Origin of the sequence: Streptomyces javensis (genome assembly GCF_039525925.1) — a bacterium.
GTDB lineage: Bacteria > Actinomycetota > Actinomycetes > Streptomycetales > Streptomycetaceae > Streptomyces > Streptomyces asiaticus.
Window position 1 is genome coordinate 41,538 of record NZ_BAAAIF010000064.1, and the last position, 9,613, is coordinate 51,150.

Annotated in this window: 12 protein-coding genes; 7 read left to right on the top strand and 5 right to left on the bottom strand. The window is 70.5% G+C overall.

From position 1 onward, the window contains the following. Positions 1-210: 210 nt before the first annotated feature. On the top strand, positions 211-732 hold the full coding sequence (locus ABD329_RS37370; RefSeq protein ID WP_198279690.1) for a cupin domain-containing protein: 522 nt from the start codon (positions 211-213) through the stop codon (positions 730-732). Here ABD329_RS37370 and ABD329_RS37375 read toward each other — a convergent pair. Both ABD329_RS37375 and ABD329_RS37380 read right to left on the bottom strand, forming a co-directional pair. After that, the gene (locus ABD329_RS37375) at positions 696-1,562 is read right to left on the bottom strand and encodes a class I SAM-dependent methyltransferase (RefSeq protein ID WP_198279686.1); all 867 of its coding nucleotides are present in this window, start codon (positions 1,560-1,562) and stop codon (positions 696-698) included. The two genes, ABD329_RS37370 and ABD329_RS37375, sit on opposite strands and share 37 nt — an antisense overlap. Before the next feature lie 26 nt (positions 1,563-1,588). Beyond that, complete coding sequence (locus ABD329_RS37380; RefSeq protein WP_198279687.1) at positions 1,589-2,731, bottom strand: FAD-dependent oxidoreductase; 1,143 nt, start codon at positions 2,729-2,731, stop codon at positions 1,589-1,591. 149 nt (positions 2,732-2,880) lie between these two features. Between ABD329_RS37380 and ABD329_RS37385 the strand changes: the two genes are divergently transcribed. Then, on the top strand, positions 2,881-3,699 hold the full coding sequence (locus tag ABD329_RS37385; protein ID WP_198279688.1) for a TetR/AcrR family transcriptional regulator: 819 nt from the start codon (positions 2,881-2,883) through the stop codon (positions 3,697-3,699). A 122-nt stretch (positions 3,700-3,821) separates the two neighbouring features. Beyond that, entirely contained in the window at positions 3,822-4,307 is a 486-nt protein-coding gene (locus ABD329_RS37390; protein ID WP_198279689.1) for a MarR family winged helix-turn-helix transcriptional regulator, read from the top strand. 226 nt (positions 4,308-4,533) lie between these two features. On the opposite strand, the gene ABD329_RS37395 is transcribed toward ABD329_RS37390, so the two are convergent. Then, positions 4,534-5,184 carry an FMN-dependent NADH-azoreductase gene (locus ABD329_RS37395; RefSeq protein WP_344317532.1) on the bottom strand — a complete coding sequence of 217 codons (651 nt, stop codon included), beginning with the start codon at positions 5,182-5,184 and terminating at the stop codon, positions 4,534-4,536. A gap of 125 nt (positions 5,185-5,309) precedes the next feature. Here ABD329_RS37395 and ABD329_RS37400 point away from each other — a divergent pair, with 125 nt between their 5' ends. Then, positions 5,310-5,978: a nitroreductase gene (locus ABD329_RS37400; protein WP_344317547.1), complete on the top strand. Its 669-nt coding sequence runs from the start codon at positions 5,310-5,312 to the stop codon at positions 5,976-5,978. A gap of 6 nt (positions 5,979-5,984) precedes the next feature. Here ABD329_RS37400 and ABD329_RS37405 read toward each other — a convergent pair whose 3' ends face one another. Then, complete coding sequence (locus ABD329_RS37405) at positions 5,985-6,461, bottom strand: RrF2 family transcriptional regulator (RefSeq protein ID WP_344317549.1); 477 nt, start codon at positions 6,459-6,461, stop codon at positions 5,985-5,987. A 145-nt stretch (positions 6,462-6,606) separates the two neighbouring features. Here ABD329_RS37405 and ABD329_RS37410 point away from each other — a divergent pair, with 145 nt between their 5' ends. Then, positions 6,607-7,335, top strand: coding sequence for an SDR family oxidoreductase (locus ABD329_RS37410; RefSeq protein WP_344317533.1), 729 nt, complete (start codon positions 6,607-6,609; stop codon positions 7,333-7,335). A gap of 60 nt (positions 7,336-7,395) precedes the next feature. Here ABD329_RS37410 and ABD329_RS37415 read toward each other — a convergent pair whose 3' ends face one another. Continuing rightward, positions 7,396-8,091, bottom strand: a complete 696-nt coding sequence (locus ABD329_RS37415) for a restriction endonuclease (RefSeq protein ID WP_425574430.1) — start codon at positions 8,089-8,091, stop codon at positions 7,396-7,398. A gap of 205 nt (positions 8,092-8,296) precedes the next feature. Here ABD329_RS37415 and ABD329_RS37420 point away from each other — a divergent pair, with 205 nt between their 5' ends. After that, the gene (locus ABD329_RS37420) at positions 8,297-8,950 is read left to right on the top strand and encodes an ATP-dependent Clp protease proteolytic subunit (protein WP_210949954.1); all 654 of its coding nucleotides are present in this window, start codon (positions 8,297-8,299) and stop codon (positions 8,948-8,950) included. 1 nt (position 8,951) lies between these two features. Continuing rightward, complete coding sequence (locus tag ABD329_RS37425; protein ID WP_344317536.1) at positions 8,952-9,557, top strand: ClpP family protease; 606 nt, start codon at positions 8,952-8,954, stop codon at positions 9,555-9,557. Positions 9,558-9,613 lie beyond the last annotated feature (56 nt).

Genomic DNA, 9,613 nt, shown 5'->3' on the forward strand with positions numbered 1-9,613 from the left:
GCCGCACCGCCGGGCGCCGCATCGCCGGGCGCCGCATCGCCGGGCGCCGCCTGGCCCGCCCGGCCCGCAGCGGGCCCTAAGTCCCCAGTCCTCCGTACGGGCGGACCCGAGGCGGACCCGAGGCGGACCCGAGATCGTCCGTGGGCCCGATGCGGCGCTCCAGCGGTGGGAGCCACCATGCTGGTGATGACCTGCGGAGAGGAGCGCACCATGTCGTACCCGGAATTCCTCGAATACCCGGAGCCCCGCTACCACGGCGACAGGGGCGAGGTGAACGCGGCCTTTCGCCCGGCCAGTACCCCGCCCGACATCTCCTCGCCCGGCGGCGGCGCTACGCACTACCTCGCCACCAATGAGTCGACGGGCGGGGAATTCGGCCTGTACAAGGTGGAGTTGGGTGCGCGGGCCGCCGGAGCGAAGACCCACTTCCACAAGGCGATGTCGGAATCCTTCTACATTCTCTCCGGTGAGCTGGAGCTCTACAACGGCGAGAGGTGGGTCACGGGCCGTGCGGGCGATTTCTTGTACGTACCGGTCGGCGGACTGCACGCCTTCAAGAACGTGACCGACGAGCCCATGTCCATGCTCCTGCTCTTCTCCCCGGGCGCCCCGCGCGAGGAGTACTTCGAGCGGGTCGCGGAGATGTCGCAGCGCGGTGGCGAGGAACTCAAGCGGTTTCGGATCCGGCACGACAGCTATTTCGTCGAGGATTTCGAGCCCGAGGGGGAGTAGGGGAGCGTGCGATCCAGCCGCGCCGTGGCGAGGTGGATCGTGAACGCGCAGGGGACGATCCCCTCCGGCGTCGTCATATCGCGCACCTCGGCAGCGAAGGTCTCGCGCAGCCGCTCCACCGTCTCCCCGTCGAGCGGGCCGAGGTCGTACAGGCCGGAGACGGCGGCCCACACCTCCTCCACCGGGCCGCTCAGATCGATGGGAACGGTCTCCCAGCCCACCGCGCCGAAGCCCGCCGGCCCGAGCACTTCGTCGAGCCCATCGCGACCGCGCGTCCTTCTGTCGCCCAGCGCGGGGATGCGCCGCGCGGCGGGCACCTCCTCGATCGTGCTGCGCAACAGCCCGAGGAACCGTTCGTACGACTCGCCGCCGACCGCCCCGCCCCCCACCACACACGCCAGAACTCCTCCGGGGCACAACACCCGGGCGACCTCGGCCGCGACCTGCTCGATCTCGCCCATCAGCATCAGCGCCAGATGGGAAACGCAGGCGTCGAAGCTGTCGTCGGCGAAGGGGAGCGCCTGCGCTCGGCCCTCCTCCAGCCTGGCCCCGGAGAGGGCCGGCCGACGTCGTGCCAGCGCCAGCGATTGCGGAGACAGGTCCACCCCCACCAGCTGCCTCCCGTCCTCCCGGGCCAGGAACTCCAACAGCAGGCCGTCACCGCAGCCGAGGTCCAGTACGCGACTGCTTCCGGCCACCCGGTCGCACAGGAGCTCATAGCTGGACCGGCCGTCCGGAGCGCGACCGCGGCCGAACGCCTCCGCGGTCACCGCCGGACGTTGGGCGTGGAACGCCTGGAGGAATGCCTCTTGCGATGCGGTGGTCGTCACTCACTCAACTTACGGCGGTCACGGGGTCATTGGGCCCGCTCCCGTCCGATGAACTCGCTGAACATCCTGACCAGGGTGTGGGGCGCGTCGTCGCCGAACATGAGCTCGTCGCTGCCGACGCCTTCGGCGGCGACCTCGGCGCTGCGGGGGAACATGGCCCGCTCGTACTCGGCGAGTGCGGCCTCGACGTCGTCCGGGTGCGCGGCGAGGGCCTTGCCGAGTTCGGCGCCGTCGAGCATGGCCAGGTTGGCGCCTTCGCCGTTCGGGGCGGTGAGGTGGGCGGCGTCGCCGACCAGGGTCACCCCCGGCACCCGATCCCACCGGTGCTCGATCGGCAGGGCGTAGTGGGGGCGCAGCACCGGCGGTGTGTCGCCGTCGCTGATCAGCGCGATGAGCTCCGGCGCCCAGCCGTCGAACTCCCGCGCGATCCGGGTGGTGGCCGCGGCGGCATCGGTGAAGTCGATCTCGGCGAACCAGTCCTGCGACCTGGGGAGCAGTACGTAGGTGTGCAGGGTGTCGCCGCTTTCCCGGTGCGCGTGGATCGCCCGACCCGGCGCGTGCGCCATCATCGACCCGCCGCCGACCGCCTTGGCGGCGGCGGGGTGCCGGGTGTCGGCGTCGTACAGGTACGTCTCGACGAACGACACGCCGGTGTACTCGGGCATGGTGGCGGACAGCAGCGGCCGGACCCGTGACCACGCGCCGTCCGCGCCGACCAGCAGACTCGTGACGACGGTGCTGCCGTCGGCGAACGTCACCTCGTGACGGCCCTCGCCGAGGGCACGCGTACCGCTGACCTTGTGCCCCCACCGGACCGTGTCGTCCGGGAGCGAGTCGAGCAGCATCCGCCGCAGCTCGCCGCGCTGCACCTCGGGACGTCCCCCCGTACCGTCGTCGGCCTTCTCGAACAGCACGGTCCCTTCCCGGTCGAGGACCCGCATCGCCTGGCGGCCCTCCAGGACGAGGCCGCGGAACTCGTCCATCAGGTCCGCCGCGCGCACGGCCAACTGGCCGTTGTAGTCGTGGATGTCGAGCATCCCGCCCTGAGCGCGTGCCATCGGGGAGGCCTCCGCCTCGTAGACGGTGGCCGGGATGCCGTGGACGTGCAGGACGCGGGCGAGCGTGAGGCCGCCGAGTCCGGCGCCGATGATCGTGACGGGAGTGCGCATCGTGACTACTCCTTGGTGAATCGAGACCGCCCGGCCCGGTGCCGACCCGGCCAACCTCGCTGGTATGCCATTCCATAACTGGAACGCCGCTCCATTCTGGAACGTCGCTCCATGTTGGAACAACGCTCCAGTCATGTCAAAATGGCGGCATGGCACCACGGACACGCCGGTCCCAGCGGCGCACAGAGGCGCTCTCCCGCGAGCGCATCGTCGAGGCCGCCGTCGAACTGCTCGACACGGCCGGCGAGGGCGGCCTGACGTTCCGGGCGCTGACCGAGCGCCTCGCCACCGGGCCCGGAGCGATCTATTGGCATGTGGCCAACAAGGAGGAACTGCTCGACGCCGCGACCGACGGGGTAGTCGCCGCCGCGCTGGCCGCGGAGCGCGCCGGGTCCGCCGGGCGCGCTGAGCGGGCCGACCGAACTCAGCCCGCCGAGTCCGCCGAGTCCGTCCAGTCCGCCGAATCCGCCCAGTCCCCGGACTCGCCGCAGGACAAGATCCGCGCCATCGCGTTCGGCCTGTTCGGCGCGATGGAGGACCACCCGTGGCTCCCCACGCAGCTCGCCCTCCAGCTCTCCCGCAGCCCCTGGGGGGCGGTGACGCCGCAGATCTTCGAAAGCATCGGCCGTCAGGTCCGCGCGCTGGGCGTGCCCGAGGGCCACTGGTTCACGGCGACCTCGGCGCTGGTGCACTACATCCTCGGCGCCGCCGGCCAGAACGCCGCGAACAACGCGGCGGCCCGCACCCTCGCGCCCGATGTGGACCGCGCCGAGTTCCTCGACACCGCGTCGAAGGCGTGGAAAGAACTTGACCCCGACGACTACTCGTTCACCCGCGCCGTCGCGGCCCAGATGCGCGAACACGACGACCGCGAGCAGTTCCTCGCCGGGATCGACCTCGTCCTCACCGGCATCACGGCTCTCCACCTGCCGAGCGAACGGGGAGGCACCCCGCCACCCGCCACCTGAGCGGGGTGAGGAACTGCGGTCCCCAGCCCCCGGGGTCTGGTGGCCTGAGCAACGGGCTCGTCCGCCGGATTTGGTTTCAATTGATACGGTATCGAACGAATGAATGGCTGTAATGTGGCCCCATGAGCGCCGATCTCCCTCACCACACCACCGCCTCGCGGGCGACCGGCCGTGCCGGGGACACCTCGCCCTTCGCGCTCGGCCTGCTGCTGCGTCGGGCGCACTGGCGGGCGGGGGCGGTGATGGCGGAGGCGCTTCGGCCGCTCGGGATTGAGCTGCGGCACTTTGCCGTGCTGATCGTGCTGGTCGACTGCGGGCCCACGGTGCAGCGGGATCTCGCGGCGGCGACGGGGTCGGACAAGGCGGGGATCATGCGCGTAGTCGACGACCTGGAGCGCAAGGGGCTGGTGGTGCGCAAGGCCGTGCCGGGGGACCGGCGGGTGCGGGCGGTGGAGATCACGCCGCGGGGGCTCGAGCTCTTCGATGCGGCCCATGTGGCGGCGGAGCCGCTGGCCGAGCGGCTGGTCGGCGAGCTGGGGTCCGATGATGCCGAGCGGCTGAAGGATCTGCTGACCCGGTTCGCCTATCCCGCGGAGGGCGGGGCGTAGGGGCGTTGGGCGCTATGTGGCGGCCCGCTTCGGGTGGAGCGGGTGGGCGCCGTGTGGGGCCTCGCCTTCGGAGGGGTGTGGGCACCGTGTGGGGCCTCGCCTTCGGAGGGGTGTGGGCACCGTGTGCGGCCTCGTCTTCGGAGGGGATGCGGGCGCCGTGTGACGGCCTCGGTGTCCTTGAGGCGTCACACGGCGTCCATGGGCTAGCGGGGCACGCCGTCAGGCGCTACGCCGCCAGTCGCTCCGCCAGCTCCTTCGCCTTCGTGGTCGCGTCCTCGAAGGCGCGCTTGCGGGAGGCCTCGTACAGGGGGATCAGCTCGGACATGGCCGGGTTGCGCGGGGCCAGGGTGAGCTCCGGGACGATGAAGTCGACGTCCAGGCCGAGGGTGCGGTGGAGGACGGCCTCCAGGTAGTTCTGGACGAAATCGAAGCCCTCGCGCGGGGTGCCCGGCCCGTAGGAGCCGCCGCGGCTGGCGACGACGACGGTCGGGGTGCCCTGGGCGGAGGGGGACTCGCCCGCGGTGCGGCCCAGCAGGAGCACGTTGTCCAGCCATGTCTTGAGGGTCGACGGGACCGAGAAGTTGTGCATGGGAGCGCCGATCAGGACGGCGTCCGCCCGCTCCAGTTCCTCGATGAGCTTCTCGCGCGCCGCGAACGCCGCCGACTGCTCAGGGGTGCGCTCGGACGGCGCGGTGTAGCCGGCGGACCAGGCGGCGGCGGTGATGTGGGGGATGGGGTTCGCGGCGAGGTCGCGGTGGATCACCGTGCCCTCCGGGTGCTGCTCCTCCCATGCGGTACGGAAGGCGGCCGCGACCGAACGGGACGCGGACGCCTCGCCCGGAAGTACGGACGAGTCGATGTGCAACAGCGTGACCATGGACTTTCTCCCAAGGGTGCTCAGTGATGGTTCGGAGTAAGATGGTATCGAATGATACTGTCTCGATCGTATCGAAGATGTACGACGAAGGCGCGACGCCTTGAGCCGAGGGGAGAAGGGTGATCTTGGACGTCTACGAGGCCGTCACGAGCCGACGCGCGGTGCGCGGATTCACCGACCGGCAGGTCCCGCGGGAGGTGCTGGAGCGGGTGCTGTCCGCGGCGGCCTGGGCGCCGTCCGGGTCGAACCTCCAGCCGTGGCACGCCTACGTACTGACCGGTGGGCCGCTGGCCGAGCTCAAGAAGCGCGCCGGTGAGCGGCTGGCCACGGGGGACGCCTGGGACGAGCCGGAGTACGAGCAGTACCCGTCCGCGCTGAAGTCCCCGTACCGCGAGCGCCGGGCCGCCTTCGGCGAGCAGCGCTACGGTGCGCTCGGCATTCCGCGCGAGGACCTTGAGGCGCGGCAGCGGGCCGCCTCCGCGAACTGGCAGTGCTTCGGCGCGCCCGCCGCCCTGTTCTGCTACATCGACCGCGACCTGGGCGGGCCCCAGTGGTCCGACGTCGGCATGTTTCTGCAAACCGTCATGTTGCTGCTCCGCGCCGAGGGGCTGCACAGCTGTACGCAGATGGCGTGGGCGAAGTACCACAGGACCGTCGCGGAGATCGTGTCGCCGCCGGAGGAGCTCATCCTGTTCTGCGGTATGTCGATCGGGTACGAGGACGTCGCCGTGAGCCACCCCCGTACGGGACGGGCGCCGCTCGGCGAGACGGTCAGGTTCGTCGACGGCCGCTGAGGGGCCTCAGGGCTGGGGTGTGGTCAGCCATGCGCTGACGCGGGCCAGTGCGGTGGGGCCTGAGGTGGCGGCGACGTCCTGGGCCAGGTCGGCGATCGAGACGGTGCGCAGCGCCTCTCGCCAGGCCGCGTCCGCGCCGCCCATCACGCGGGCGATCGGGCACGGGGTGGTGCATGCCTCGGCCGGGGTGGCCAGCGGGCCCCGCTGGCGGATCTCCGTGCAGGTGAACGCCGGGCTGGGGCCGTCGACCGCCTCGACCACGTCGAGCACGGTGATCGAGGCGGGCTCCCGGGTGAGGACGTAGCCGCCCGCCTTGCCCTGGACCGAGCGGATGAGCCCGGCCCGGGAGAGCGCCTGTAGCTGCTTGGCCAGATAGCTCGCCGAGACGTCGTGCAGTTCCGCCAGTTTGGTCGCGGGGACGGGCTCCTCGACGGATGTGAGCACGACGCAGCAGTGCAGGGCCCACTCGACTCCGCCGGACATCTTCACCCGCCCCACTCTAATCAGCTCGCCGGCGCGCATCGCTTACTCGGACATCTTGTGTCCGGGTATTTTCTCGGACAAGATGTGTCCGAGTTTGATGGGCGGCGCGGCCACGCGTACGCCCCAACCCGACGAAAGGCATGTCATGAAGTTCGCGGTCATCGGCGGTACCGGGCTGATCGGGTCCCAGGTCGTCAAGAACCTGAACGCCGCCGGGCACGAGGCGGTGCCGCACGCGCTGTCCACCGGCGTCGACATCATCACCGGTCAGGGGCTGGACGAGGCGGTCGCGGGAGCCGACGTCGTCGTCAACCTGACGAACTCCCCGACCTTCGACGAAGCATCCCCGGCCTTCTTCAAGACCTCGATGGAGAACCTGCTGGCCGCGGCCCGGAAGGGCGGCGTCGGCCACTTCGTGATCCTCTCGATCGTCGGCGTGGACCAGGTGCCGGAGCTGGACTACTACCGGGCCAAGGCGCTCCAGGAGGAGATCCTCGCGGCCGGACCGATCCCGTACTCGATCGTCCGGGCGACGCAGTTCATGGAGTTCATGGACGCCGTACTGTCCTGGACCGCCGACGGCGACACCGTCCGGCTGCCCGCCACGCCGATCCAGCCGATCGCCGCCAAGGACGTGGCCGCCGCGGTGACGGAGGCCGCCGGGGGCGCCCCGCTGCGGGGCATTCGCAACGTCGCCGGGCCCGAGGTCTTCCCGCTCGACGAGCTGGGCCGGATCACCCTGGCCCACAAGAGCGACCCCCGCACCGTCGTCACCGACCCGACCGCCGGGATGTTCGCCGTCGTCCAGGGTGACGTCCTCACGGACACGGGTGCCCAGCTGGCCCCCACCCGCTACGTCGACTGGCTCTCCTGACACTCGCCCCAGCGTAAGGAGCGGTCCGGCCCGGGGCGCGGCGAAAACAGTGCTCAGGGCCTACGGCCGGTGCGGCCGTCGCCCGTGGCCTGTACCGCTGCCCGTGCCGTTGAGGGGGAGCAGGGACTCCAGGGTGGCGCCCCGCACCCAGGCGCCGAGGAGGTTCCGGTGCAGGGCGAGGATGTCGTGCTTCATCGCGAGCTTCTCCGCCTCCCGGGTGAAGGCGCAGGTGGCGACGAACACCGCGACATCCGCGCCGTGTTCGGCCCTCGCGGTGCCGAGGAACTTCTGCATATCGCCGCTCGGCACGGTGCGATGGGGTGCGTAGTGCTTGCACTGGATCACCAGCAGGCGGCCGTCCGGCATGCGGCCGATGACGTCCGCGCCCAGGTCGCCCGACCTTCCGGAGACGACGACCTGGGTGCAGCCGTCCCGGCGGCACAGCTCCGCGACGTAACGTTCGAACCGCTGCCAGGTCATGGCGTCCACCTCGGCCATGGACCGCTCACGTGCCGCGTTCTCCTCCTCGGTCTGCCAGGCCCGGTGTCGCGCCACGGCGCGCAGATGCGTTTTCCGCAGCCACCAGCCGATGGCGCCGAGCAGCCCGACGAGGATCACTCCGGCGACGTACGGCCATACCGACCTCCAGACCAGGGCCAGCGCGAGGGCCGCCACCGCGCCGCCGCTCCAGGCCGTGCGGCGCAGCCGTGTCTTCAACCGTCGTAATGCCGCTTTGCGCCGCCGTCGCACAGTCATTGTCACGGCCCCCCTGTCGGCTCGTTCACCGCCCCTCCCGCAGTGTCGGGAGCGGCGGGACGCCGCCGCAAGACCGCCCCGCGCGGAGCCGGGGTCTGCCGTGGGCGAATCTGCTGCGGGCCGAGAATCCTTTCGGAGCAGGCGAATTGGGTCGATGGTGAAAGGACCGCGGCGGTGTGGGTCGCGGTATTCACAGGGAGGTCCGATGGGAACATTCGCCACCGGCTGGGAGCCGGCAATGAGTCCGCGAGCCGCGGAGGGGGATACGGCACCCACGCGGTTCGACGATCACCTGGCCGCGCAACTGCTGACCCAGCGCATCGTCTTTCTCGGCACACAGGTGGACGAGGTGTCCGCGAACCGGGTGTGTGCGCAGATGCTGCTGCTCTCGGCCGAGGATCCGCGCTCGGACATCAGCCTCTACGTCAACAGCCCGGGCGGTTCGGTGACGGCGGGGCTGGCGATCTACGACACGATGCGGCTGATTCCGAACGACGTCTCCACGCTCGTCATGGGATTCGCCGCGAGCATGGGGCAGTTTCTGCTCACCGTCGGCACGACGGGAAAGCGCTACGCACTGCCGAATTCCCGCATCATGATGCATCAGCCGTCCGCCGGTATCGGGGGGAGCACGGCCGATATCGCGATTCAGGCCGAGAATCTCGAATTCATGAAGCGGTCGATCGAGCGGATCACGGCGGAGCACACCGGACAGAGCGTGGAGACCATTTCGCGCGACGGTGACCGCGACCGGTGGTTCACACCGGAGCAGGCGAAGGAGTACGGAATGGTCGACCGGGTCGTGGAGTCGCTCGCGGACGTACGGCCCGCCGGTACGCGGCGCAGGATGGGGATCTGACATGGGGCAGTACACGATTCCGACGGTCGTCGAGCGCACCACACAGGGGGAGCGGGCGTACGACATCTACAGCAGGCTGCTGTCCGAGCGGATCATCTTCCTCGGTACGGAGATCGACGACGGCGTGGCCAACGTCGTCATCGCGCAGCTGCTCCACCTCGAATCGTCGAGCCCGGAGCAGGAGGTCTCGATCTACATCAACTCACCCGGCGGCTCGTTCACCTCGCTGATGGCGATCTACGACACGATGACGTTCGTGTCCGCGCCCATCTCCACGTTCTGTGTGGGGCAGGCGGCCTCGACCGCGGCGGTGCTGCTGGCCGGGGGAGACCCCGGGCGGCGGTTCGTGCTGGAGCACTCCCGGGTGCTGCTGGGGCAGCCGGTGAGCGGTGGTGCGCAGGGGACGGTCTCGGACCTCAGCCTTCAGGCCAAGGAGATGCTCCGGATCCGCTCGCAGGTCGAGGAGGTGCTGGCACGCCATACGCCCCACGACGCCGCCACCCTCCGCGCCGATATGGACCGCGACAAGGTCTTCACGGCGGAGGAGGCGGTGGCGTACGGGCTCGCCGACGAGGTGCTGAGCCGGCGGATGGCCCGGGCCTTTTGAGGGCTCGGGGCCTCAGGGGGGCGGTGCTTCAGGAGGCGGTGCTTCAGGGGTCGGGG

Coding starts and splice junctions, on each gene's coding strand:
- ABD329_RS37370 (WP_198279690.1), top strand. CDS start 211: ATGTCGTACCCGGAATTCCTCGAATACCCGGAGCCCCGCTACCACGGC.
- ABD329_RS37385 (WP_198279688.1), top strand. CDS start 2,881: ATGGCACCACGGACACGCCGGTCCCAGCGGCGCACAGAGGCGCTCTCC.
- ABD329_RS37410 (WP_344317533.1), top strand. CDS start 6,607: ATGAAGTTCGCGGTCATCGGCGGTACCGGGCTGATCGGGTCCCAGGTC.
- ABD329_RS37390 (WP_198279689.1), top strand. CDS start 3,822: ATGAGCGCCGATCTCCCTCACCACACCACCGCCTCGCGGGCGACCGGC.
- ABD329_RS37380 (WP_198279687.1), bottom strand. CDS start 2,731: ATGCGCACTCCCGTCACGATCATCGGCGCCGGACTCGGCGGCCTCACG.
- ABD329_RS37425 (WP_344317536.1), top strand. CDS start 8,952: ATGGGGCAGTACACGATTCCGACGGTCGTCGAGCGCACCACACAGGGG.
- ABD329_RS37415 (WP_425574430.1), bottom strand. CDS start 8,091: ATGACTGTGCGACGGCGGCGCAAAGCGGCATTACGACGGTTGAAGACA.
- ABD329_RS37405 (WP_344317549.1), bottom strand. CDS start 6,461: ATGTCCGGCGGAGTCGAGTGGGCCCTGCACTGCTGCGTCGTGCTCACA.
- ABD329_RS37420 (WP_210949954.1), top strand. CDS start 8,297: ATGGGAACATTCGCCACCGGCTGGGAGCCGGCAATGAGTCCGCGAGCC.
- ABD329_RS37395 (WP_344317532.1), bottom strand. CDS start 5,184: ATGGTCACGCTGTTGCACATCGACTCGTCCGTACTTCCGGGCGAGGCG.